Source organism: Pseudomonas orientalis, from assembly GCF_002934065.1.
Taxonomy (GTDB): Bacteria; Pseudomonadota; Gammaproteobacteria; order Pseudomonadales; family Pseudomonadaceae; genus Aquipseudomonas; species Aquipseudomonas orientalis_A.
Genome location: NZ_CP018049.1, coordinates 4,341,460 through 4,366,103 on the forward strand (window position 1 = coordinate 4,341,460; position 24,644 = coordinate 4,366,103).

23 protein-coding genes and 1 other RNA gene are annotated in these 24,644 nt (G+C 60.5%); 11 read left to right on the top strand and 13 right to left on the bottom strand.

Going from position 1 to position 24,644, the window contains the following annotated elements; genetic code table 11:
- Positions 1–264: 264 nt before the first annotated feature.
- From ccoG to hemN, 6 genes are all read left to right on the top strand, one after another.
- Positions 265–1,668, top strand: a complete 1,404-nt coding sequence (gene ccoG / locus BOP93_RS19450; RefSeq protein ID WP_104504320.1) for a cytochrome c oxidase accessory protein CcoG — start codon at positions 265–267, stop codon at positions 1,666–1,668.
- 15 nt (positions 1,669–1,683) lie between these two features.
- Complete coding sequence (locus BOP93_RS19455) at positions 1,684–2,223, top strand: FixH family protein (RefSeq protein ID WP_104504321.1); 540 nt, start codon at positions 1,684–1,686, stop codon at positions 2,221–2,223.
- Positions 2,224–2,335: 112 nt separating this feature from the next.
- Positions 2,336–4,780: a heavy metal translocating P-type ATPase gene (locus tag BOP93_RS19460; RefSeq protein WP_104504322.1), complete on the top strand. Its 2,445-nt coding sequence runs from the start codon at positions 2,336–2,338 to the stop codon at positions 4,778–4,780.
- Positions 4,781–4,802: 22 nt separating this feature from the next.
- Complete coding sequence (gene ccoS, locus BOP93_RS19465; RefSeq protein ID WP_057721235.1) at positions 4,803–5,015, top strand: cbb3-type cytochrome oxidase assembly protein CcoS; 213 nt, start codon at positions 4,803–4,805, stop codon at positions 5,013–5,015.
- On the top strand, positions 5,008–5,691 hold the full coding sequence (locus BOP93_RS19470) for a sulfite exporter TauE/SafE family protein (protein WP_104504323.1): 684 nt from the start codon (positions 5,008–5,010) through the stop codon (positions 5,689–5,691). Before ccoS ends, BOP93_RS19470 begins: the two co-directional genes overlap by 8 nt.
- Before the next feature lie 103 nt (positions 5,692–5,794).
- Positions 5,795–7,177 carry an oxygen-independent coproporphyrinogen III oxidase gene (hemN, locus tag BOP93_RS19475; protein ID WP_104504324.1) on the top strand — a complete coding sequence of 461 codons (1,383 nt, stop codon included), beginning with the start codon at positions 5,795–5,797 and terminating at the stop codon, positions 7,175–7,177.
- 6 nt (positions 7,178–7,183) lie between these two features.
- On the opposite strand, the gene BOP93_RS19480 is transcribed toward hemN, so the two are convergent.
- Entirely contained in the window at positions 7,184–7,678 is a 495-nt protein-coding gene (locus tag BOP93_RS19480; protein ID WP_205885769.1) for a hypothetical protein, read from the bottom strand.
- A 155-nt stretch (positions 7,679–7,833) separates the two neighbouring features.
- Here BOP93_RS19480 and fnr point away from each other — a divergent pair, with 155 nt between their 5' ends.
- Together fnr and BOP93_RS19490 are read left to right on the top strand one after the other, a co-directional pair.
- A complete protein-coding gene (gene fnr, locus BOP93_RS19485; RefSeq protein ID WP_104504325.1) occupies positions 7,834–8,568 on the top strand; it encodes a fumarate/nitrate reduction transcriptional regulator Fnr in 735 nt (244 codons plus the stop codon).
- Between the two features lie 78 nt (positions 8,569–8,646).
- Positions 8,647–9,195 carry an adenine phosphoribosyltransferase gene (locus tag BOP93_RS19490; protein ID WP_065934967.1) on the top strand — a complete coding sequence of 183 codons (549 nt, stop codon included), beginning with the start codon at positions 8,647–8,649 and terminating at the stop codon, positions 9,193–9,195.
- A gap of 401 nt (positions 9,196–9,596) precedes the next feature.
- On the opposite strand, the gene recR is transcribed toward BOP93_RS19490, so the two are convergent.
- The 5 genes from recR to BOP93_RS19520 all read right to left on the bottom strand — a co-directional run bounded on the left by recR (position 9,597) and on the right by BOP93_RS19520 (position 14,989).
- Complete coding sequence (recR, locus tag BOP93_RS19500) at positions 9,597–10,199, bottom strand: recombination mediator RecR (RefSeq protein WP_014719453.1); 603 nt, start codon at positions 10,197–10,199, stop codon at positions 9,597–9,599.
- 66 nt (positions 10,200–10,265) lie between these two features.
- Positions 10,266–11,300 (bottom strand): NADP-dependent oxidoreductase, encoded by a 1,035-nt coding sequence (locus tag BOP93_RS19505; RefSeq protein ID WP_104504326.1) that lies wholly within the window; start codon positions 11,298–11,300, stop codon positions 10,266–10,268.
- 237 nt (positions 11,301–11,537) lie between these two features.
- The gene (locus BOP93_RS19510; protein WP_057721228.1) at positions 11,538–11,876 is read right to left on the bottom strand and encodes a YbaB/EbfC family nucleoid-associated protein; all 339 of its coding nucleotides are present in this window, start codon (positions 11,874–11,876) and stop codon (positions 11,538–11,540) included.
- 43 nt (positions 11,877–11,919) lie between these two features.
- On the bottom strand, positions 11,920–13,977 hold the full coding sequence (dnaX, locus tag BOP93_RS19515; protein ID WP_104504327.1) for a DNA polymerase III subunit gamma/tau: 2,058 nt from the start codon (positions 13,975–13,977) through the stop codon (positions 11,920–11,922).
- A gap of 97 nt (positions 13,978–14,074) precedes the next feature.
- On the bottom strand, positions 14,075–14,989 hold the full coding sequence (locus tag BOP93_RS19520; RefSeq protein WP_104505329.1) for a DMT family transporter: 915 nt from the start codon (positions 14,987–14,989) through the stop codon (positions 14,075–14,077).
- Between the two features lie 103 nt (positions 14,990–15,092).
- Here BOP93_RS19520 and BOP93_RS19525 point away from each other — a divergent pair, with 103 nt between their 5' ends.
- Positions 15,093–15,956 (top strand): LysR family transcriptional regulator, encoded by an 864-nt coding sequence (locus BOP93_RS19525; RefSeq protein ID WP_065892363.1) that lies wholly within the window; start codon positions 15,093–15,095, stop codon positions 15,954–15,956.
- Between the two features lie 199 nt (positions 15,957–16,155).
- Here BOP93_RS19525 and BOP93_RS19530 read toward each other — a convergent pair whose 3' ends face one another.
- Positions 16,156–16,746 carry a hypothetical protein gene (locus tag BOP93_RS19530; RefSeq protein ID WP_104504328.1) on the bottom strand — a complete coding sequence of 197 codons (591 nt, stop codon included), beginning with the start codon at positions 16,744–16,746 and terminating at the stop codon, positions 16,156–16,158.
- 1 nt (position 16,747) lies between these two features.
- Positions 16,748–17,794, bottom strand: a complete 1,047-nt coding sequence (locus BOP93_RS19535) for an N-acetylmuramidase family protein (RefSeq protein WP_065887876.1) — start codon at positions 17,792–17,794, stop codon at positions 16,748–16,750.
- A 336-nt stretch (positions 17,795–18,130) separates the two neighbouring features.
- Here BOP93_RS19535 and BOP93_RS19540 point away from each other — a divergent pair, with 336 nt between their 5' ends.
- Together BOP93_RS19540 and BOP93_RS19545 are read left to right on the top strand one after the other, a co-directional pair.
- Positions 18,131–19,507, top strand: a complete 1,377-nt coding sequence (locus BOP93_RS19540) for an AAA family ATPase (protein WP_333965090.1) — start codon at positions 18,131–18,133, stop codon at positions 19,505–19,507.
- Entirely contained in the window at positions 19,504–20,229 is a 726-nt protein-coding gene (locus BOP93_RS19545) for a retron system putative HNH endonuclease (RefSeq protein ID WP_104504329.1), read from the top strand. Before BOP93_RS19540 ends, BOP93_RS19545 begins: the two co-directional genes overlap by 4 nt.
- A 10-nt stretch (positions 20,230–20,239) precedes the next feature.
- On the opposite strand, the gene BOP93_RS19550 is transcribed toward BOP93_RS19545, so the two are convergent.
- From BOP93_RS19550 to BOP93_RS19570, 5 genes are all read right to left on the bottom strand, one after another.
- A complete protein-coding gene (locus BOP93_RS19550) occupies positions 20,240–22,201 on the bottom strand; it encodes an AAA family ATPase (protein WP_104504330.1) in 1,962 nt (653 codons plus the stop codon).
- A gap of 29 nt (positions 22,202–22,230) precedes the next feature.
- Positions 22,231–22,506 (bottom strand): hypothetical protein, encoded by a 276-nt coding sequence (locus tag BOP93_RS19555; RefSeq protein ID WP_104504331.1) that lies wholly within the window; start codon positions 22,504–22,506, stop codon positions 22,231–22,233.
- A gap of 5 nt (positions 22,507–22,511) precedes the next feature.
- Entirely contained in the window at positions 22,512–22,943 is a 432-nt protein-coding gene (locus BOP93_RS19560; protein ID WP_104505331.1) for a hypothetical protein, read from the bottom strand.
- 126 nt (positions 22,944–23,069) lie between these two features.
- Positions 23,070–23,166: signal recognition particle sRNA small type (gene ffs / locus BOP93_RS19565), an RNA gene on the bottom strand.
- 270 nt (positions 23,167–23,436) lie between these two features.
- A complete protein-coding gene (locus tag BOP93_RS19570; RefSeq protein WP_104504332.1) occupies positions 23,437–24,603 on the bottom strand; it encodes a zinc-binding metallopeptidase family protein in 1,167 nt (388 codons plus the stop codon).
- Positions 24,604–24,644: the final 41 nt, after the last annotated feature.

The following is a 24,644-nucleotide window of genomic DNA, read 5'->3' on the forward strand; positions in this document are numbered from 1 at the left end:
ACCTGTTTTGTTATGAAGACCGGGTCTCTTGAGTGAACGGTTTCAGGGGCTGCCCGCCCAACACAACAGCAAAAACCGTCCATACTCAACAAGTCAATTGATCCAGGTCACTTACACCATCAATTGATTTGCCCCAACGCGACCAAAGGTCGCACCCTTTGCGCACCGTCGGGGGCGTATCATTAGGCCACTGCAACACCCCCAATTTGACCGCGGTTGGCACGTACTGGCCGAGGCAAATCTCCACCGCCGTGGGATGCAATGATGAGCGACCAGATACCGGTACACGACGTTACCCCGCCTGCCAAAAGCGTCGACCTCTACGCTTCGCGAGAGAAGATTTATACCCGCGCCTTCACCGGCCTGTTCCGCAATCTGCGCATGCTCGGCGGTGCCGCACTGTTCCTGCTCTACTTCGGCACCGTGTGGCTGAACTGGGGCGGTCACCAGGCGGTGTGGTGGAACCTGCCGGAGCGTAAGTTCTTCATTTTTGGCGCCACCTTCTGGCCCCAGGATTTCATCCTGCTCTCGGGCATTCTTATCGTCGCGGCATTCGGCCTGTTCTTTATCACGGTGTACGCCGGACGCGTGTGGTGCGGTTATACCTGCCCGCAAAGCGTGTGGACGTGGATCTTCATGTGGTGCGAAAAGGTCACCGAAGGCGACCGCAACCAGCGTATCAAGCTCGACAAGGCGCCCATGGGCGCCGGCAAATTCCTGCGCAAGTTCAGCAAGCACACGCTGTGGCTGCTGATCGGCTTTGTCACCGGTATGACCTTCGTCGGCTACTTCTCGCCGATCCGCGAACTGGTATTGGACTTCTTCACCGGCCAGGCCGACGGCTGGTCGTACTTCTGGGTCGGTTTCTTCACCCTCGCCACCTACGGCAACGCCGGCTGGCTGCGCGAACAGGTGTGTATCTACATGTGCCCGTATGCGCGGTTCCAGAGCGTAATGTTCGACAAGGACACGCTGATCGTGTCCTACGACCCACGCCGTGGCGAAGTGCGCGGCCCGCGCAAGAAGGGGGTCGACTACAAGGCCCAGGGCCTGGGCGATTGCATCGACTGCACGATGTGCGTGCAAGTGTGCCCAACCGGTATCGACATCCGCGACGGCCTGCAGATCGAATGCATCGGCTGCGCCGCCTGTATCGACGCGTGCGACACCATCATGGACAAGATGGACTACCCGCGCGGCCTGATCAGCTACACCACCGAGCACAATCTGTCCGGGCAGAGAACCCATAAATTGCGTCCGCGCCTGATCGGTTACGCCCTGGTGTTGCTGGCGATGATCAGCCTGCTGGTGGCCGCCTTCTTCATGCGTTCGCTGGTGGGCTTCGACGTGAGCAAGGACCGGGTGCTGTACCGCGAAAACGCCGAAGGCCGCATCGAGAACGTCTACAGCCTGAAGATCATGAACAAGGACCAGCGCGACCACACCTACGTGCTCGACGCCGCCGGCCTGCCCGACCTCAAGCTGCAAGGCCGGCGCGAAATCAAGGTGGCCGCCGGCGACATCGTCAGCATGCCGGTGGAGTTATCGAGCGCCCCCGAGCAATTGCCGTCGAGCACCAACGAGGTGACGTTCATCCTCGAGGATGCCGACGACACCAGCGTTCACATTGAAGCCAAGAGCCGATTCATCGGCCCACAAGTTCGTTAGACAGGGAATACAAGAATGCCCGCAACCACTGCCGCAAGCCCTTGGTACAAGCACCTCTGGCCCTGGATCATCATCGGCATCCTTGCCTGCTCGGTGACCCTGACCCTGTCCATGGTGACCATCGCGGTGAATAACCCGGACAACCTGGTCAACGACAATTATTACGAGGCCGGCAAAGGCATCAACCGCTCCCTGGACCGCGAACGCCTGGCCCAGACCCTCCAGTTGCGCGGCAAGCTGCACCTGGACGAACTGACCGGTGAAGTCGAACTGCGCCTGACCGGCTACAGCAACCCGAACACGCTGGAACTGAACCTGATCTCCCCGACCCAGCCAGAGAAGGATCGCAAGATCAACCTGACCCGCAGCGACAGCGAGCCCGGCCGCTATATCGGCCAGGTCACCGAGAAGGTCGAAGGCCGGCGCTTCGTGGAATTGCTCGGCGTGGAAGGCGACAAGACCTGGCGTCTGTTCGAAGAAGAAGAGGTCAGCCACGACAAGGACTTGCTGCTCGGAGACGAACCGTTGCAAGGTGCCGAAGACCTGGAAAAGTAAAAAATCGCGCTTCGCACATCGCGGGCAAGCCCACTCCCACATTGGAACGCGTACCCCTGTGGGAGTGGGTTTGCCCGCGATGAGGCCCTTCCAGCCACCAAAGATCCCGACCATGACCACCCCCTGCTACCACTGCGCCCTGCCCGTCCCCGCCGGCAGCCGGTTCACCACCGACATCCTCGGCGAGCGTCGCGAACTCTGCTGCCCGGGTTGCCAGGCGGTGGCCGAGGCGATTGTGGCGGGCGGGCTGGAAAGCTACTACCGGCACCGCAGCGAAGCCTCGGCCAACCCCGAGGCCTTGCCGGTGCAACTGCTCGATGAATTGGCGCTGTACGACCGCGCCGACGTGCAAAAGCCCTTCGTGCGCCACACAGGCGAACTCGCTGAAATCACCCTGCTCATGGAAGGCATCAGTTGCGCGGCCTGTGGCTGGTTGATCGAGAAACACCTGCGCGGCCTGCCCGCCGTGGCCGAGGCACGGCTGAACCTGTCCAACCACCGCCTGCATGTGCGCTGGGCCGACGGGCAGTTACCGTTGAGCCAGGTGCTCAGTGAACTGCGCCATATCGGCTATGCCGCCCACCCCTATCAAGCGGACCGTGCCGCCGAACAACTGGCCGGCGAGAATCGCCTGGCCCTGCGCCAGCTGGGTGTTGCCGGGCTGTTGTGGTTCCAGGCCATGATGGCGACCATGGCCACCTGGCCGGAATTCAATATCGACCTCAGCCCCGAACTGCATGTGATCCTGCGCTGGGTTGCGATGTTTCTGACAACTCCTATCGTGTTCTACAGCTGCGCACCGTTTTTCAAAGGCGCGCTGCGCGATCTGCGCACGCGTCACCTGACCATGGACGTGTCGGTGTCCCTGGCCATTGGCGGGGCTTATCTGGCGGGGATCTGGACGGCGATCACCGGCGTGGGTGAGCTGTACTTCGACGCGGTCGGCATGTTCGCGCTGTTCCTGCTGGCCGGACGCTACCTGGAACGGCGTGCCCGCGAGCGCACCGCCGCCGCCACCGCGCAGTTGGTCAACCTGCTGCCCGCTTCGTGCCTGCGCCTGGGCGCGGACGGCCAGAGCGAGCGCATCCTGCTGGGCGAGTTGGCCGTGGGTGACCGGGTGCTGGTGCACCCTGGCGCGGTGCTGCCGGCGGACGGTGTGATTGTCGAAGGCCAGTCCAGCGTCGATGAATCCCTGCTCACCGGCGAATACCTGCCGCAGCCTAGGCATGTCGGCGATGCGGTCACCGCCGGCACCCTCAACGTGGAAGGCGTGCTGACCGTCGAGGTGCGCGCCCTCGGCCACGACACGCGCCTGTCCGCCATCGTGCGCTTGCTGGAGCGTGCCCAGGCCGAGAAACCGCGCCTGGCGCAGATCGCCGACCGCGCCGCACAGTGGTTTTTGCTGGCGTCCCTGATTGCGGCTGCAGTGATCGGCCTGGTGTGGTGGCAGTTGGATGCATCACGGGCGTTCTGGATTGTATTGGCCATGCTGGTCGCCACCTGCCCGTGCGCGCTGTCCCTGGCGACACCCACTGCCCTCACTGCCGCCACCGGCACCCTGCACAGCCTTGGGTTGCTGCTGACCCGCGGCCATGTGCTGGAGGGGCTGAACCAGATCGACACGGTGATTTTCGACAAGACCGGTACGCTCACCGAAGGACGCCTGGCGTTACGCGCCATCCGGCCCCTGGGCGAACTGGACAGCGACCAGTGCCTGGGCCTCGCCGCCGCACTGGAAAACCGCTCCGAACACCCGATTGCCCGCGCCTTTGGCCGAGCGCCCCTGGCGGCCCATGACGTATCGAGCAGCCCCGGCCTCGGTCTGCAAGGACGTGTGGGCGAACGCCTGTTGCGCATCGGCCAACCCGGGTTTGTCTGTGAACTCAGCGCCGGCCCGATCCCGGCGTCACCGGACGAAGCCGGGCAATGGCTGCTGCTGGGCGATCAACGCGGCGCGCTCGCCTGGTTCGTGCTCGACGACCGCCTGCGCAGCGACGCGCCTGCGCTGCTGGCGGCGTGCAAGGTGCGCGGCTGGCGCACCTTGCTGCTGTCGGGAGACAGCTCGCCGATGGTCGCCAGTGTCGCTGCCGAGCTGGGCATCGATGAAGCCCACGGCGGCCTGCGTCCCGACGACAAGCTGCAGGTGCTGCAACGCCTGCATCAAGAGGGCCGCACAGTGCTGATGCTCGGCGACGGCGTCAACGACGTGCCCGTGCTGGCCGCCGCGGATATCAGCGTGGCGATGGGCTCGGCCACCGACCTGGCAAAGACCAGCGCCGATGCGGTGCTGTTGTCCAACCGCCTGGAGGCGCTGGTGCAGGCGTTCTCCCTGGCGCGACGCACACGTCGAGTCATCATCGAAAACCTGCTGTGGGCCGGTCTGTACAATGGCCTGATGCTGCCGTTCGCGGCCCTGGGGTGGATCACCCCGATCTGGGCGGCAATCGGCATGTCCCTCAGTTCGTTGACGGTGGTGCTCAATGCCCTGCGCCTGACGCGCCTGCCAAGCGCGCCGGCCGCTGGCGCCCCCTTGATCAATCGCCCGCTGCCGGCGTGAGCCGCGCGGGCATGGAGTGCAGATGCCAGCTCTATACGTGATGATTCCGGCGGCGCTGCTGTTAGTGGGCGTGGCCATCTACATCTTCTTCTGGGCTGTGGACAGCGGCCAGTACGAAGACCTCGACGGCCCGGCCCACAGTGTGCTGTTCGACGACCAGGACCCCAATCACCTGGCCGCCATCGACGAAGCCAACCGCGCCGAACAGCCGCCCAAGGAACCGCCGCATGCTTGAGCTGGCGCCGTTGCTGGCCTCTGCGCTGATCCTCGGCCTGCTCGGCGGTGGCCATTGCCTGGGCATGTGCGGCGGGCTGATGGGCGCGCTGACCCTGGCGATTCCCAGGGAACAGCGCAGCCGCCGTTTTCGCCTGCTGCTGGCGTACAACCTGGGACGCATCTTAAGTTACGCCGCAGCGGGGTTGCTGATCGGCCTGGCCGGCTGGGCCGTGGCCAACAGCCCGGCGGCGATGTTCATGCGGGTGCTCGCCGGGCTGCTGCTGATCAGCATGGGCCTGTACCTGGCCGGCTGGTGGAGCGGCCTGACCCGTCTCGAAAGCCTCGGTCGCGGCCTCTGGCGACATATCCAGCCGATGGCCAACCGCCTGCTGCCGGTGTCCAGCCTGCCCCGCGCTCTACTGCTGGGCGCGCTGTGGGGCTGGTTGCCGTGCGGGTTGGTCTACAGCACCCTGCTTTGGGCCGTAAGCCAGGGCAATGCGCTGGACAGCGCGCTGCTGATGCTCGCGTTCGGCCTGGGCACCTGGCCGGTATTGCTGGCGACCGGGCTGGCCGCCGAACGTGTCACCGCGCTGTTGCGCAGGCGCAGCGTGCGCATGGCCGGTGGCTTGCTGGTGGTGCTGTTCGGGCTCTGGACCCTGCCCGGGCCGCACCAGCATTGGCTGATGGGGCATTGACCGGCCCTGTGGCATAGCGCCGCTCCCCGTTGATGCAAATCAACATGCCCGCCCCACCCAGCCCCTAGACTCGGCCCACCAGCCAAACCGGGGGACCGCCCGCATGCTCGACGCCATTCGTTGGGACACCGATCTGATTCATCGCTACGACCTGGCGGGGCCGCGCTACACGTCCTACCCCACGGCCGTACAATTCGACAGCCAGGTCGGCACTTTCGACCTGCTCCATGCGCTGCGCGACAGTCGCAAAGCCACCCGGCCATTGTCGCTGTATGTGCACGTGCCGTTCTGCGCGAACATCTGCTACTACTGCGCCTGCAACAAGGTGATTACCAAGGACCGTGGTCGCGCCCAGGCCTATTTGCAACGCCTGATGCAGGAGATCCAGCAGGTCGCCTGCCACCTCGACCCCAAACAGCCGGTGGAACAACTGCATCTGGGTGGCGGCACGCCGACCTTTCTCAGCCATGACGAATTGCGCCAGGTGATGGCACACCTGCGCCAGCACTTCAATTTGCTCAAGGACGATTCGGGCGACTACGGCATCGAGATCGACCCTCGCGAAGCCGACTGGGCGACCATGGGCCTGCTGCGCGAACTGGGCTTCAACCGCGTCAGCATCGGGTTGCAGGACCTCGACCCCGAGGTGCAACGGGCGGTCAATCGCCTGCAAAGCCTGGAAGAAACCCGCGCGGTGATCGACGCGGCGCGCACCCTGCAATTTCGCTCGATCAATATCGACCTGATCTACGGCCTGCCCAAGCAGTCGCCGCTGAATTTTGCGCGCACCGTGGAGGAAGTCATCCGCCTGCAACCCGACCGCCTGTCGGTGTTCAACTACGCACACCTGCCCGAGCGTTTCATGCCCCAGCGGCGGATCAATACCGATGATCTGCCCTCGCCGGCAGAAAAACTGTTGATGCTGCAAACCACCATCGAACAACTGACCCAGGCCGGCTACCGCTATATCGGCATGGACCACTTTGCCCTGCCGGACGACGAACTGGCCATCGCCCAGGAAGAAGGCAGGCTGCAACGCAATTTCCAGGGCTACACCACCCACGGGCACTGCGATCTGATTGGGTTAGGCGTGTCGGCGATCAGCCAGATCGGCGATTTGTACTGCCAGAACAGCAGTGACCTCAACGCGTACCAGAACGCCCTGGCGGGCGCGCAATTGGCGACCAGCCGAGGCTTGATCTGCACCACGGATGACCGTTTGCGGCGGGATGTGATCCAGCAATTGATCTGCAATTTCAGCCTGGGATTCGAGGGGATCGAACAGGCGTACAACATCGACTTTCGCGGTTATTTTGCCGAGCTGTGGCCGCAACTGGAGACGATGGCCACCGACGGTCTGATCGAGTTGGACGCCCAGGGCATTCGTGTACTGCCGGCCGGGCGTTTGTTGGTGCGTTCGGTGTGCATGGTGTTCGATGCCTACCTCGAGCACCAGAATCGGCAGCGTTTCTCGCGGGTGATCTGAGAATACCTACGCCATCGCCAGTGAGGCGGCCTTCATTGCGTCGTCGCCACTGAGCCCCTTCATGGCCTTGCTCAACGAACCCTGCGCCGTGACGAGGCTCGCGTTCAACGCAGCCAGTGCACTTTGCAGATTATTGACCTTGACCCTGGCCTGCTCCGGAGAAAGGGTTTTATCGGCCATGACGGCGGCCAGTTCGGCCTGCTTTTCTGCAATCTGTTTCTTGATCTCGCGGATCATCTTCAAGACCTGCTGGACATCGTCGGGCAGGCCGCTTTCCTCGATATCGCTGTTGGATTTCTTGGTGTCACTGATCGCCAGCAAGGCAGCGCCGGAAAACGTCACTTTCACGCCTTCTTCCGTCTTGGTGCTGAGGGGCGCCGACGTGGCGTCCTTCAACTCTTTGGCAGCCGCCGCCGACTTCGCTTCTGCCACCTGGTCTTTCGGCTCCGGCAAAGGCAGCGCGCTGAGGCTTGCCGGGGTATTTGCACCGATGGAAATCATGGGTCTGGCTCCGAATTCAAAAGGTATCGTTACTTTGTATCGGCCACGACACACGAACCTTTATAACGCCGAGGCTTTTCGTACACGCTGGCCTCAGCTACCCCCAGTGCGTTACCCTTACGTCTTATGTGTGTTTTCCCACAAGGATTTAAGAAATGTCCGAGCCAGTCAAACTGCGCGCTCACAGCCAGGCCCATTGCAAGGATTGCAGCCTGGCCCCCCTCTGCCTGCCACTTTCGCTGAATCTGGAAGACATGGAAGCGCTGGACGACATCGTTAAACGTGGCCGCCCGCTGAAAAAAGGCGAGTTTCTGTTTCGCCAAGGCGACAAGTTCGATTCCGTCTACGCAGTACGCTCGGGCGCGTTAAAGACATTCAGCCTCAGTGACGGCGGCGAAGAGCAGATCACCGGCTTCCACTTGCCCAGCGAATTGGTCGGTTTGTCGGGGATGGACACCGAAATGCATCCCGTGTCGGCGCAGGCGCTGGAGACTACATCCGTGTGCGAAATTCCTTTCGAGCGCCTTGATGAACTGGCCCTGCAACTGCCACAGCTGCGCCGTCAGTTGATGCGCGTCATGAGCCGCGAGATTCGTGACGATCAACAGATGATGCTGCTGTTGTCGAAGAAAACCGCCGACGAGCGCATTGCGACCTTCCTGGTCAACCTGTCGGCGCGCTTTCGCGCCCGTGGTTTTTCGGCCAACCAGTTCCGCCTGAGCATGTCGCGCAATGAAATCGGCAATTACCTGGGCCTTGCGGTGGAAACCGTGTCCCGCGTGTTTACCCGCTTCCAGCAGAACGCGTTGATTGCCGCCGAGGGCAAAGAGGTGCATATCCTCGATCCCATTCAGTTGTGCGCCCTGGCCGGTGGTGCCCTGGAAGGGTGATCAGCGCTCTGCGGCCGAGCGAACCGGCAAGGCCGCAGGTATACTTCGGGTCCGTTTTCCGCCCAGGACCCTTCGACGATGACTTTCGATTCGTTCGACATCAAATCCCTGATTCGCCCCGTCATCGACTTCCCCAAGCCTGGGGTGATCTTCCGTGACATCACGCCGTTGTTCCAGTCGCCCCGCGCCCTGCGCCTGGTCGCCGACAGCTTTGCCCAGCGTTATGTCGAAGCCGACTTCAGCCATATCGGCGCGATGGATGCCCGTGGCTTTCTGATCGGCTCGATTGTCGCGTACCAGCTCAATAAGCCACTGATCCTGTTTCGCAAGCAAGGCAAATTGCCGGCTGACGTGTTGGCCGAGGCTTACCAGACCGAATATGGCGAAGCGCTGCTTGAGGTGCACGCCGACAGCCTGTGCGAAGGTGACTCGGTGTTGATGTTCGATGACTTGATCGCCACCGGCGGCACCCTGATTGCGGCGGCGAACCTGGTGCGACGCATGGGTGCGCAGATCTTTGAAGCGGCGGCGATTATTGATTTGCCGGAGCTGGGTGGGTCGCAGCGGTTGGAGGATATGGGGATTGCCACGTTCTGCCTGACGCAGTTTGGGTTGACCGAGCGGTAGTCGTTGTCAGGACGGGCCTCATCGGGGCAAGCCCCCTCCCACAGTTTTGACTGTGTTCACAAATCAAATGTGGGAGGGGGCTTGCCCCCGATGGCGGCCTCTGAGCCGACCAGGATGTTGGATTGGAGCGAGTACATATCCATTATTTAGATAACGGCTACTTAGGGTTCCGCCCTGACGGCGGCTCACTTTTGAAAAGCGCAAAAGTAAGCAAAACGCTCTTGCCCCACCACTCGGCACCTCGCCTGCGTTCGGCCAGCGTGGTTTAACGGGGCGCCTGAGGTCAAAAGCAGATCAAGATCAAGATCAAGGGCGGCTCGCTTCGCATCGTGGTTACGGGTGAGCGCTGCAGAGTTGTGTAGATGCCTATGCTCCCTCCCACAGTTTGTCCTGCTGTGGCTTTAGAGGGCGATTGGCTTGCGGCCGGCGAACGAGTGCGCCAGGGTGCCGCCGTCGACCAGTTCAAGCTCGCCACCCAGTGGCACGCCATGGGCAATACGTGAGGTGATCAGCCCCTTGTTGGTCAGCAACTGGGCGATGTAGTGCGCCGTCGCTTCGCCTTCAACGGTAGGATTGGTCGCCAGAATCACCTCGGTGAAGGTGCCCTGTTCTTCGATCCGCGCCACCAGTTGCGGAATGCCGATGGCTTCCGGCCCCAGGCCATCGAGCGGCGACAGATGGCCCTTGAGCACGAAGTAACGCCCGCGGTAGCCGGTCTGCTCCACCGCATACACGTCCATTGGCCCCTCCACCACACAGAGCAGCGTGTCGTCGCGTCGTGGGTCGGCGCATTGCGGGCAGAGCTCTTCTTCGGTCAGGGTGCGGCATTGGCGACAGTGGCCCACGCCTTCCATGGCCTGGCTCAGGGCCTGGGCCAAGCGGGTGCCGCCGCTGCGATCACGCTCCAGCAGTTGCAGCGCCATACGCTGGGCAGTTTTCTGGCCGACGCCCGGCAAGGTACGCAGGGCGTCGATCAGTTGGCGAATCAGGGGGCTGAAGCTCATGGGCGAAGGGTCCGACAAAACAACGAGACGCGGTTTATACCCGCGCCTCGGATTAGCGTCAAATGCTCAATCCTGCGCGACGCGCACGACCAACTTGCCGAAGTTGCGCCCCTCGAGCAACCCGATAAACGCTTCGGGCGCTTGCTCCAGGCCGTCGACCACGTCTTCGCGGAACTTGATCTTGCCCTCGCGAACCCAGGGCGCCATGGCGCTGAGGAACTCCGGCTGGCGATCACCGTAGTCGTCAAACACGATAAAGCCCTGGATGCGCACACGCTTGGTCAGCAAGGTGCGCTGCAGCGCCGGCAGACGATCCGGGCCGCTTGGCGCCTCGTGGGCGTTATACCCGGCGATCAGCCCGCACAGGGGCACCCGCGCCTTGGGGTTGAACAACGGCATCACGGCATCGAACACCTTGCCGCCGACGTTCTCGAAATAAATGTCGACGCCATTGAAGCAGGCCTGGGCCAGCTCGTCGGCAAAGTGTTCGCTCTTGTGGTCGATGCAGGCATCGAAACCCAGCTCATCGACCACATAGCGGCACTTTTCCGCACCACCGGCAACGCCGACTACGCGCAAGCCCTTGAGCTTGGCCACCTGGCCCACCACCGAGCCCACTGCGCCGGAGGCCGCAGCCACGACCAGGGTTTCACCGGCCTTGGGCTGGCCGATGTCCATCAGGCCCATGTAGGCGGTCATACCGGGCATGCCCAGCACCCCCAGGGCCATCGACGGGCTGGCCAGGCCGTTGGGCACCGGCATCAGGTTGCGGCCATCGGAGATACTGTGGCTTTGCCAGCCGGTAGAACCGACCACCAGGTCGCCCACCTCGAATTTCGGGTTGCGTGATTGCTCGACACGGCTGACCGCACCACCGGTCATCACATCGTCGATTTCCACGGGCGCTGCGTAGGACGGCGCGTCGCTCATGCGTCCGCGCATGTAGGGGTCCAGCGACAGGTAGAGTGTCTTGAGCAGCACCTGGCCGTCGGCCAGCTCTGGCAGGTTTACGCGTTCTAGGCGGAAATTTTCCGGGGTCGGCGCGCCTTGAGGGCGTGAGACCAGCACAATGCGTTGGTTCAGTGTGGATTCTTGAGGCATGAAGGGGCTCCTTTAGCGAATGCATCGGTATAGGGTGCAGACCATCGGGAGGCGGTTGGGGTTCAGATCGTTCCCATGCTCTGCGTGGGAATGCATCCTCGTGACGCTCCGCGTCACCCGGCGGGACGCGGAGCGTCCCTGGCGGCGTTACCACGCAGAGCGTGGGAACGATCACCAGGCACAAACAAAAATGCCAGGCACGAGGCCTGGCATTGGAGTGCAGCTAAAGCCTGCCGATCAGAACGGCAGCTTCATGCCCGGTGGCAGTTGCATGCCGGCGGTCATGCCGCCCATTTTTTCCTGGCTGCTGGCTTCGATCTTGCGCACCGCGTCGTTGACGGCAGCGGCGAACAGGTCTTCCAGCACTTCACGGTCGTCATCGCTGACGCCTTCGAGCAGGCTTGGGTCGATGCTGACGCGCTTGATGTCGTGACGACCGGTCATCACCACACTGACCATATCGCCACCGGCTTTACCGGTGACTTCGGCGTTGGCCAGTTCTTCCTGCATCTTGGCCATCTTTTCCTGCATCTGCTGCGCCTGTTTCATCAGGCCGGCCATGCCACCTTTCATCATGGGAATCACCTCAAAAGTACGTGGATCAAAAGAGTCGCCCGGTTCATGACGCCTGGGGCGCCGGGGCTTCGACAGGTTCAATAGTATCGTGACGGACGACCGCACCGAACTGTTGCATCATTTGTTGGATAAGCGGATCAGCCTGGATCGACGCCTCGGCGTCGCGCTGGCGGTTCAGGCGTCGACGCGTCGCAGCCTGGGCCGGGGTTTCCTGCTCGGGCTTGATCAGCTCGATGGCGATGGTCAGCGTGCGCCCATGGTACTGGTTGAGCGCGTCGTTGAGCCGGCGCTGCTGGGTGGCATTGAACAGGGCGCTGTGGGCCGGGTCCAGGTGCAGCAGCCAGTGGTCGCCGTCGATGGCAATCAGCGTGCAGTTGGCGGCGATACTGCCGGTCATGCCGGAGATCGGCAACTTTGGAAACAATTCCAGCCATTGCAGGGCCAGGCCGGTGGCCGGGGCCGCAGCGGGCTCCACTTCCGGCTCGGGCGCGGGCTCGGCGGTGTGTTCGCTGGCGAGTTCGTCCAGGTAGCTGTAGGCCGAATCCATGTCCGGCTCGATGTAGTCTTCGTCCAGCGGCGGTTCGTCGTCGAGGTCGATACCGGGGGTGGCCGCCTCGACCTGGGCCACAGTCGGCTCCGGCACCGGCGCCGATACCCACTCCGGCGCATCCAGCACTACGCTGTCCGGGGTCGGCGCGGGCATTGGCGTCAGTTCGGGCTGCTCGCCGGTGGTGTCCAGTACCGGCTCCACGGCGGGCTGTTGCTCGGGTTCGACGGGCGCTTCAACCGGGTCGTTCCAGGGCAGATCCACCACCGGGGCGATTTGCGGCTCAGGCTCAGCCTCGATCAGCGCTTCAGGCTCGGCCACCGGGGCGGCAACCACCGGCTCGGCAACCGCTGGGGGTGCAACCGCCACTGGCGCGACGACCGCCGCACCAGCCACTGGTTTGGCGGAATCAGCTGTGGCCTGGCTGATCCCCACTGGCTTTAGCGGCTGTCTCGGCGCATCTGCCGAGTCGGCGGGCCGGAAGGCCAGCATGCGCAGCAGGACCATCTCGAAGCCCCCGCGCGGGTCCGGCGCCAGGGGCAGGTCGCGACGGCCGATCAGGCCCATCTGGTAATAGAACTGCACGTCTTCGGCCGGCAGCGCCTGGGCCAGCGCCAACACGCGGTCGCGGTCGCCATGGCCGTTGTCGACCGCCTCAGGCAATGCCTGGGCGATGGCGACGCGGTGCAGCACGTTGAGGATTTCCGAGAGCACGCCATTCCAGTCCGGCCCCTGCTCCGACAAGTGGCGCACGGCTTCGAGCAAGGCCTTGGCATCGCCCTCGATCAGCGCGTGCAGCACGTCGAACACCTGGCCGTGGTCCAGCGTGCCAAGCATGGCGCGCACATCGGCGGCCAGGACCTTGCCTTCACCAAAGGCGATGGCCTGGTCGGTGAGGCTCATGGCATCCCGCATCGAGCCATCGGCAGCGCGGCCCAGCAACCACAGTGCGTCGTCTTCGAACGGTACGTTCTCGACACCCAGCACGTGGGTCAAATGCTCGACCACCCGCTCGGGGGTCATGTTCTTCAGGGAGAATTGCAGGCACCGCGACAAAATCGTCGCAGGAAGTTTCTGCGGGTCGGTGGTGGCCAGGATGAATTTGACGTAGGGCGGCGGCTCTTCCAGGGTCTTCAACAGCGCGTTGAAGGAATGGCTGGACAGCATGTGCACTTCGTCGATCAGGTAGACCTTGAAGCGGCCACGGCTCGGTGCGTACTGCACGTTGTCGAGCAGTTCGCGGGTGTCTTCGACCTTGGTGCGGCTCGCGGCGTCGATCTCGATCAGGTCGACGAAACGCCCTTCGTCGATCTCGCGGCACACCGAACAGGTGCCGCACGGCGTCGAGGTGATACCGGTTTCACAATTCAGGCATTTGGCGATGATGCGCGCAATGGTGGTCTTGCCCACGCCGCGGGTACCGGTGAACAGGTAGGCGTGGTGCAGCCGCTGGCTGTCCAAGGCATTGATCAGAGCCTTGAGCACATGGGTCTGGCCGACCATTTCGCGGAACGAGCGCGGACGCCATTTACGTGCAAGAACCTGATAACTCATCGAAAACCGTCGCAACTGGGAAGCGGGAGGCGGTAATGCTAGCGGAGCAAGGGGGAAATTGCATCCGGCACGCTCGTCTTATCTGACTAAGCGCTCCTCAGAGGCCTGATCCTGCACCGGCTGTACGCCGCAAAGAACGCGCCCAGCGCGCCTCCAGGCCGATAGCAGCGACACTGGCCAGCACCATCAGCCCGCCCATCAACACCTGCAGGGTCATGCGCTCGCCCAGCAGCATCGCCGCCATGATCATCGCTACGGGTGGGATCAGGTACATCGCCACCGAGGCGCGGCTGACTTCAACGTGCTTGAGCACGTAGCCCCAGGCCAGATAGGCCAGGGCACTGGGGAAAATACCGAGCACCAGCACCGCCATGTTGTCCGGCAGCGGTGCCCGTGCCACTGCAGCGGGCAGACCTGGCAGGTTCACGCACAGCATCAAGGTGCCGGACCAGACCATATAGCAGGCCAGCGTCAGCGGGCTGTAGCGGTAAGCGTAATGTCGCAGGACAGCGAAATACACGCTCCAGGACAGGGCCGCCAGCAGGATCAGCAAACCGCGTGGGTCCATCTCGGCCATGCCATGATCGCCCCGGATCACCACCAGCACACCCCACAAGCCCAACAGCACACACCCCCAGCGCCAGGCACTGACCCGCTCTTTCAGGCAGAAAAACGCAATCAACACGCTGAACAGCGGTGCCGACTGCGCCAGCACGCTGGACGCCGACGCGGTCACCCATTGCTGGCCGCTATTGAGGCAGGTGTGGTGCAGGAACACCCCGAAAAAACCCAGCACCAGCAGCCACGGCAAATCCCGCAGGCGCGGCCGGCCAATGCCCGCCACCAGCGCCACCGCGCCCATGAACACCGAGGCGATCAGGAAACGCAGCAACGCCAGTTGACCAGGGCTGTAGCTGCGCAAGCCGATGTGCACGCCAATCGGCGAATACGCCCAACAGAGAATCACGACGGCAACGACTAGCGTAAGCTTCACAGGAGATGGGGCATTCATCGACGGCATCCGGGGCACAGGAAAGGAATGCCATCAGTCTTGGCCCGCGCCAGGCGCAGCACAATTAAGCGTTTCTGACTTCTGAGATCACTGGAACTGAGCAATGGAACTGGCCCAACTGAAAATGGTGCGAGCCGTGGCGCAAACCGGCAGCGTGGCGCAGGCCGCCCTGCAATTGCACTGCGTGCCGTCCAACATCACCACGCGCATCAAGCAGCTGGAAAGCGAGTTGGGCACGCCCTTGTTCATCCGTGCCGGACGCGGGCTGGCGATCAGCGCCGCCGGGGAGATTTTCCTGGATTATTGCGAGCGCATCCTGGCGCTGGTGGAGGAGTCCAAACGCGCGCTGGATGCCACGGCGACGCCTCGCGGCACGCTGCGCATCGGCGCGGTGGAGTCCAGCGCCAGCGGGCGCCTGCCGCCGCTGCTGGCCGAGTACCACCGGCGCTACCCTGAGGTCAGCCTGGAACTGGTCACCGGCGCCTGGGCGCAGTTGCTGGACGACCTGCAGCACCATCGCCTCGATGTGGCGCTGGTAGCCGCCAGTGGCAAACACCCGAAGCTGGAACACAGCGTGGTTTACAGCGAACGCCTGGTATTGATCGCCAGCGCGTCGAGCGCGCCCATCACCGGCGCAGCAGACCTGGCCGGCCGCACATTATTGGTGTGGCCGCCCGGCTGCCCCTACCGCGCCGCCCTGGAAAACTGGCTCAAGCCTCAGGACTTCAAGCCGGCGATTGCCAGCTATGCCAGTTGGGGCACGATCATCGGTTGCGTCAGCGCGGGGATTGGCGTGGCGTTGGCGCCCGAGGGCATTCTGGCGCGCTATGAGCAGGCCAACCCGTTGGCGTCCTATCGCTTTGAAGCGCTGGCGCCCGTGGACAACCTGCTGTTCTGGCACACGGACACCCAGCGGCACCTGGCACGGGACGCGTTCGCCGGACTGCTGCGCGAAACCTTCGGCTGACACAGTCCAAATGTGGGAGTGGGCTTGCAGTCAGTTAAGCGTACACCGCCCCCTGTAGGAGCGAGCTTGCTCGCGAAAAACGTCAACGATAACGTGTGCTTCCTGAATGAACGCGGTGCCCGTGAGTTTTTCGCGAGCAAGCTCGCTCCTACAAAAGCCTTGACTGACTGGCATTGGGGCAAGCCCCCTCCCACATTTTTTAGAGCTGCGGCGCAGCCAACCGTGCGTATTGGTCCTGGCTGATCCAGCCGGTGAACGAACGCTCGTCAGCATTGATAAATTCCACCTGCGCCCAGCCGTCCTTGAACGCCAGCACCCCCACCACATCATGTTTGACGATGTAGGGCCGCTTTGTCGCTTTGGCGCCCGGCGTTTTCAACAGGTAAGCCTTCTGCGCCGATATCGTCACCAGGCCGATCCATTTTTTCCGCGCGGTCTGGCTCAACGCCAGGCCCGTCGCGATGTCCGGCATCAACACGTTGATGCAACCTGGATGCTGGCGACCTTGCTCCACGGTCAGGGTCACGCCGTCGGCCGCTGCCGCTACGCTGCCGGGATAAGCCGCGTCGCGCCAGGTGGTCAGCGCTTCGGGCTTACCTTGCAGAAAGAAGCTGCACCCCCGCGTCACGCCCTCGCCCATCGCCTCCGAATAGAACCCCTCGACCTGCTGCTGCGGCGTCACCGCCAGCATCAGCCCCTCGTACTTGCCCGACTGCAACGCGGCAGGCCCTGCAAACACAGGCACCACGACGCATAACGACAACACACCCATCGCCAGTAAACGCATCATCTTATTTCTTCCCTTCCAGTACGTCGTAGGCCTGCTTCATCAGCACGTCGTAGTTGCCGTAGTCCTCACCGTTGTAGTTGCGCGCCATGGCGGTAAAGTCCTTGTTTTTCATGGCCGTCATCAACGCGGTATTTTTGCCGCACAGGCTCAGGTAAGCCTTGAGCTGATTGCCGGCATTGATCTTCAAGGCCGCCACGAACTCGAACACGGTCTTGAATCCGCAAGACGCGAAATTGAACCCCATGATCTGGAACATGCCCCACGAGGCCGACAGCAACGCCGCTTCCTGGTCCAGGGCAAACGCGGTAGCCATGGTTTCCCAGGCCTTGACCTGGTCCTTGTTGTTGGCCTGCCATTGCGGGCCGGCTTTTTTCTTGTAGACGTACGACAGCAGCGGGTGCGACTGGTCGTAAATGTGCTTGGTGTACTTGCGAAAGTGATGGCCCTCGAAGGCGATGATCGGCAACTTTGCCGGCCCGAACCCCACCTTCCCGCCCGACTCGATCGTGGCGAACGCCTTGATGACATTCACCGAAATCCCGTTGCCCAACTGCTTGGCGGCGTTCTGAAAGTCAGTGTCACTGAGCGTCATACCGCCATCGCAGGTGGACTGCATCATCAACTGCCGGTTACGCCGTTCGGCCTCGATCACCGCACGCACCTGATTCAGGTAGACATTGACGGTGGCCTGCACCGCATCGGCATTGTTATTGCCGAAGGCATTGAGGAAGCTCGGAATGCGCATCGTCGGGAAGGCCGTCACCGGCACCTTCAGCGCCTCTTCGATCAGGCTGTTGAAGGTACGACCGGTAGGGTCGATCACGCCATCGGGGTGGGCGTACTTGAGATGACGGAACTGGTATTGGCTGATGCACTGCACCAGTTGGCCGTCGCATTTGCCGTTTTCGGGCAGGGCGAAACCCAGCTTGGGAATGATCAGGTTGAATAGATACTGGATGCACTGAACATCGGCAGGCAAGTTGCGGGCTTTACCGGGCGTACCGACCGAGGCACTGATAAGACGAGGCAACCCTTGCAGGCTTTTCATGACGGACATCCTTGTGCGTTAAAGAAGCGATTGCGCTTCGATATCAAGTCCACGCCCTTGTCGTACTCTGAAACAAGTGGCCGGCGCAAGCTAACAAGGTGCCTGGGGGTTGTCCAGAGAGGTTTGGAAAAGTTGTGAGACAGCTATCGATCGGGGACATCACTGGCGGCAGTTTCGTCTGACGGCCAAAGAAAGCCCGCAGACATTCAAGAATAAACGGTTATTCCACCCGGCTTTACTTAGCGTTTTCTTTCTCCCCTCTAGTATGCTGTACCACCCAGGAATGCATAAGGACGACCCTATGCCTGGTCAGATAATCAAATCGGAGAAACGACTGTGAGGCTCGACAAACTGCGCGTGCAGAACTACCGCTGCTTTGGAGAGTTCGAGATCGACTTCGACCCCCATCTGACCGTATTGATTGCTTCCAACGGAGGCGGAAAAACCACAATTCTGGATGCCGCCAGGGTTGCCTTATGGCCTTTTGTGAAAGGTTTTGACCTCGGCAGCCAGACCGGAAAATCCGCGACAATTCAGATAGATGACGTACGCCTAGCCCGCCTTACCAACGACAATATGGAACCCCAAATACCCAGTATCATAGAGGCGTCGGGCCCGTGGGGTGATGGCAAACCGGAACGTCATTGGTTACAACAACGCACGAGCTTGAAAAAATCGACCAACACGCTCGCAGGCGCCGGTTCTAAAGCTCTGACGGGGTACGGCAAATTACTTCAGGAAAAAGTACGTCGTGATGAGCTTGTCGTATTACCGCTAGTCACTTATCTGGGAACCTCGCGGCTCTGGTTTGAGGGGCGCTTTACCTCGGCTGCGGCCCAAACCACTCTGGATAAATCCGAATACTCCAGAACATCGGGCTATCTGAATTGCCTCTCTTATTCGTCAAGCTTCAAAACCTTTACAGCATGGTATAGCTGGATCTATCGCAGCTACCGGGAAGCTCAAGTGGTCGCCCTTGAACGCAATGCACGGTTGTCTGAACTTGGCGTCCGATTCGGGCAGATCATCAAATCGATCAAAGAGGCGATTGATCGCTTAATTCAAACTCCAACCGGTTGGCACAGCTTGGAGTACAGCGAGAGCCATCAACAACAGTTGATCATGCATCATCCTGAACAAGGCATATTGCCCGTGGAAATGCTGAGCGATGGCCTGCGTAACGCCATCGCTATGGTTGCGGACCTCGCCTTTCGGGCTTGCAAGCTGAATCCGCACCTGGGGGCTGAAGCACCTTTGAAAACGCACGGCATCGCTTTAATCGATGAGGTTGACATGTTCCTCCACCCTCATTGGCAACAAACCATCCTGAGTTCATTGCGTGAGGCATTTCCGGCCATGCAATTCATTGTTACCACACACAGTCCGCAAGTTTTGAGTACAGTGCGGCGCGAAAACATTCGAGTGATTGGCAAGGATGTACAAGGCAATCTGGTCGCCTCCCCTCCCCTGGCGATGACTTATGGGGAACCGAGCAGCAGCGTTCTGCACAGCGTAATGCAAGTAGATCCTCAGCCGCCGGTCATTGAAAAGCCTGAGTTGTTACTACTTACCGAATGGGTAGACAAGGGGCGATACGACGAAGAGTCTGCCATTGAATTGATGGAACGGCTTACAGAAGCATTGAGCCCCCAGCACCCCCAGCTTCAGCGTCTACAGCGCAGCATCAAACGGCAGAGAGCGCTTAAAAGATGAGAGCTGTACGCAAACGTGGCCATGGTCCCTATCAATTGAACCACTCCCATGCAAATCCACCTGCCTCAGCCAAAGAGGCGGACAGTCGATGGTCAGGGTTTGGGTATAAACAGCAGGTTCTAGCCTATCTGTTGGAAGAGCAGTATGGCCTCTGTTGCTACAGCGAGATTCGACCCGACCAGATCGGCCTGGGGGTTCATATAGAACACGTCGAAAACAAGAGTCAGAACCCTGCGCGTACTTTTGACTATAGCAACCTCGCCTCTTCCGCTCTGGACAGTGGGACAGATTTACATGCATTCAAGGGTCGGGCATCAGAGGTATTCGGCGGACACGCCCTCGGAAAATCGGATGCCGTTGATATCAACCGCTTTGTTTCCTGCCATCAACCCGACTGCGGCCGTTTTTTCTCCTATCTGTCCGATGGCCGCATAGTGCCCGCCGATAAGTTATCCGCACAGGACGAAGACCGAGCTGTATACAGCATCGGTCTGCTCAATTTGAATAGCCCCTTCCTTCAGAACCTGCGTCAGCAATGGTGGGACGAATTGCAGTTGTTATTCGAGGATCATATTGACCAAGATATGAGCCTACATTGCCTTGCAGGTATAGACCTCATTCCTCGCGGCAAACAGCTAAGTCCTTTCTTCAGCCTCACACGGATGTTTTTCGGGGAAATTGCAGAGGAAGTCCTGGAACAAAATTCCGTTGACTTCAATTAGCTCAAGGCATTCAAAAGCCATGCAATTCACGAGTTTTCTGTTCTTTTTGGTAGTCAATCCACTCGACTACATCATAGGGAAGATATAGCTGCATCTTGGCACGGGAAATCGCGATATATACCTCACAGAGTCGCTGATCGAATGCATAGGCATCCTTGAACCTCACATTGGTCAACAACTCGGGAGTAAGCAGCACCCGGTCGAACTCCATGCCACCCGCGTCTTGAGCCAGCATCAGCATGCAGTGTTTACCGGAATGACCGCTGAGGCGGTTCAAGCGCGTGATATCTGCGGCGTTGAAACCGCTTTCTAATTCGTTCTCGATCCATAGAAACGACTCATCGAACTGAGTTGCTTTGCGTACCTGCTGCCAGTCATCCATGTCATTAAAATAAGCATGCAGGCCCTCGGAGCTGTGTTCGGAGCTGTAAAAGTCCGGCTTGAAGAGCGCAACGACGCTGGTCATGAAGCTCGCGAGATCCTGCTGCGTTCTTCTGTCAGGGAACCCGAACGGGCAGTTGGCCTGATGCAGCTGAATGGCCCATTTCATTGTGTCCCAGTGGGAGGCAGTCAACACCACGCAACCTTCTGGCGGCACAAAACCCTCAGGGTAATGCTCGATGCCGACGTCGGCATCACGAGCGCCCTCGAAGGGGATCTTGCTCTTCTCAGAATGCACACTGATCAACGGATTGACCAAGCGCTCCACATTGCGACCCGAACGCACGGAGTAGCTGATATCGCAGTGCCGAACTTCACGCTTTCTTCTGACCATCTCTCCCTTGGCCAGTTGATACTCGTCGCCCAGCGTGATCAATACCTGCCTGCCGCGCTCGATGATCTGCAATAAAGAGGAAGGAATATCCTGACTTTCGTCAATCAGCACATGGGTATACCGGGGTGGCACTGCGCTGCCTGCCAGACAGGCACGCTTTATCAGAAGCAGTGCCGGGAAGTCAATCTGGGAGGCCCATTGTGTATTACGCTCAAGGTAGGTCCACACGCGACTGGAATACTCCAATAACACCTGAGCATCCACGTTGGACAAGGCTTGCTTGAAGTGAGGGAAATGCCGGGCGGACAGGCTGTGATGACCTGATTGACAGTAGTTTTCGAGTACTTTGAGACAAACGTCGAGAGTCGTTTGGCCATCATGACTACGCCAACCGTGGATATCCAAGGCCTCTGCCACGGCTTGCTTGCTGGGTGACTTGAGCGGCGGGCTAACGTCGACTGGCCGAGAGCCATGCAACAGGGCCTTAGCAAAAGCAGCAAATGTTGATCCGGTCTTGCTGTCCGGTGCCAGGCCCATACGCTCGCGCAGTGTCGCCAATTTTGCGCCAGTGCGCGCCAATACCAGCGTTTTTTCAGGACGCAGACACTCCATTAACGCTCCAAGCAAGTGACTTTTACCGATCCCTGCGTACCCCTGAACGTGCAAGTCTTCATTCAAATTTGCGCGAAAAGTTCTCACCAGTTTGTCTTGGGCCGAACTAAGCCAGTGCTCACGGTGCTTGGGTGTAATCATCTGCTGGCTGAACGGGTCATTACCGCGCAAATGCCGGACCTTGTAATCAAAATCCCATTTGCCGGTGGGTAGCAAATAATCACGCGCCGCGATTTCTTCAGCCAAGAGCAGGCGCAGCTTCAAGTCTTTGATGACGTTGAGGCCGAAATACAATTTGCGAGGATCAAATAGTCGTTGGGCTTCGGATAGCAACGTCGGTGCGCTGGAGGTGGAAGCGTCTACCGCCCAGCCGATCAATTTGGCCAGGATGCGCTCAGCGCCAGTACAGGTCAGCTCTTTCTCCGGAGCCTGCGCCAAATTCTGGATGACCAGCACCGCGGCTAGCTCCGGATCCGTCAGCCCAGCCAATACATTTGCGCTTTCGGAACCCAGCAGGGCTGCACAGGTTTCTTCCGTAACAGGCAAAAAGACCGGGCTAGATAAATCGAAATGTTCCGGTTGCATACTTCCTCGGGGTCAGGCGCATTGTGCGGTCAGTGCTGCTCATTCACTACGATGTAGCGCACGTCGTTAAGCCACCCTAAAGCAATTAATCTGGAATGCACTTCGTGTACCGATACGCCGAGATCAGTACTCAAGTCAGCCAAAATCTGCTGGGCGGTAACGATGTTGTAGCTTTCATGGTTGACATAAATAAAACCGTGTCCCCGCCATTTCACGTCGTAATATTCAAGAAGAGGCACCAGATGCTCTGCCAGGGTCCGAGCATCCATCCAGTTCGGCACCTTTGGAACAAACGAATCAACCATCGTGGCTATTCCTTTCCGATGCTTAGCTCAAAGTTATAGTCGCCTAATGTGCCCGACATGCCGCCCCCGTATCGCCGTCGGTCACTGGCCACCAATGTCTTCTTTGCTTCAATCTGCTGCTGCAATTCGTAGAAGGCGATGTCGAGCAGTCTTCTTAAATCCTGAGCGTTGCATGCAGATATCTTAAGCTCCACCTTGTAGTCGGTTTGCAAAGGAGGCGGTATCTCTCCGGCAGTAGCGACTTCAGAAGCCGATTCTGCGGTTCGGATTATTTCGGACCGGCTGAGAATCTCTGCGTGCTCATCGTCCATGAGATCAAGCACCCTCGACAATTCAAGAGTCTGCTCAGGGTGCGATTGAATACGGTCCTTGATTTCCAAGCGCCGCATCTGCCACTCCCGCAATTTTTCGCGAGTGAGGTCATCGACTTGTTCCACGTGTGCTATCTCCAAATGCAAGGCAATAGAGTATGCCGCCATGGACTGCTAGATGGCAGACGGCTTTAAAGCATTTTTTGGATTTGACTGTGAGAAGGGAGCTCAGGGGGAGCGTTATGGAGGCAACCCCACCAGCCACACCCCGGCACACAATGTTCCCGCTGTGGCTGCTGCCTTCCGGCTCTGACCAGGTTCACGGGTAATCGTTGCGGGGGGACCGATGGGGTCACCATAACGACGCTGGCCTCTCGGCAAGCGGGGCCATTGTACCGATCTGATCGGAAGTTACAACCGTAAAAAATGAGAAGCTTCAAGTACTTGCCATGGCCTTCAACGATGACGCTCTCCCAGCCACTCTGTAGGAGCGAGCTTGCTCGCGAAAAACGTCAACGATAACGCGTGCTTTCTGAATGAACGCGGTGCCTGTGAATTTTTCGCGAGCAAGCTCGCTCCTACAGACTGGCATTGGGGCTTGACCCCTCCCACATTTTCATCATTGTGCCTGCAGGACCTCATCGGCCCTGCCGCCCTCTTCCTGGATGACCAGGTGGATAAAGTGCAACTTGGCTATTACCGCTGGCGGCAGCACGAAGGGGTAGAAATCCGGCTGGCCCATGGCGCGGGACAGTTCGTTGAGCATGCCGGCCAGTTCGATCCAGGCGTTGACGAAGGAGAGGAATGCCGCACCACCAGGGTGTTCGGGGTCGTACAGGGTGGTCAGGGGAAACGGCTGGTAATCCAGATCCATCTCCCGAGCGCTCATGCCAAACCCCAGGGCGGTGTCCACCGCGTCCATCATGTGCAGGTAGTGCGCCCAGGTCTCGGCCCAATCTTCCCAGGGGTGCATGGTCGCGTAGGCGCTGACGCAGGTTTGCTGCCAGTCCGGGCGTGGGCCGTTCTGGTAGTGCTGATCGAGCGCGTCGGCGTAACTGGCGCGTTCGTCGCCGAACAGATTGCGAAACGGCTCGAGCCAGTGGCTGTTGGCAATCAGGCGGTCCCAGTAATAGTGGCCGACCTCATGGCGGAAGTGACCGAGCAAGGTGCGATAGGGCTCGTGCATCTGTACGCGAATCTTTTCACGATGGGCGTCGTCGGCTTCCTTGATGTCGAGGGTGATCAGGCCGTTGGCGTGACCGGTCGTGGGCGCATTGCCCTGCAGGTCGATGCCGACGAAGTCGAACGCCAGGCCGGTGTCTTCGTTGACGCTTTTGGGCACCACCTGCAGGCCCAGGCTGATCAGTTGGGCCACCAGTCGACGCTTGGCGGTTTCCACCTTGCGCCAGCGCTCGGGATTTTCCGCGATGGACAAGTCCGGGATGGTGCGGTTCAGGCTGCACGCTACGCACAGGGCCGAGGTGCTGTGCGCCGGAATCAGCCAGTTGCAGGCCGCCGGGGTCTGGAGGTTGGCGCAGCGGCGAAAGGCGCCGGCGTCGAGGTCGGCGTCCAGCAGCCAGGTGTCAGCCACCGGACCTGGTTGCAGTGAAGACAAGCGGCTTTGCTGCGGGTGATAGCCCAGCAGCGCCGAGCAGGCCAGGCACTGGCTGTTGCGAAAGAACAAGGACTGGCCGCAGCGGCATTGCCATACCTTGCTGTTACGCGAGGATCCGGCCATGAACGGTGCGGCGATGCGCGTGCTGAGTTGCTCGAAGTAGCGAAACATGGCGATCTCTCCCAGGGGTGACTGAGACTAGATCATTTCCC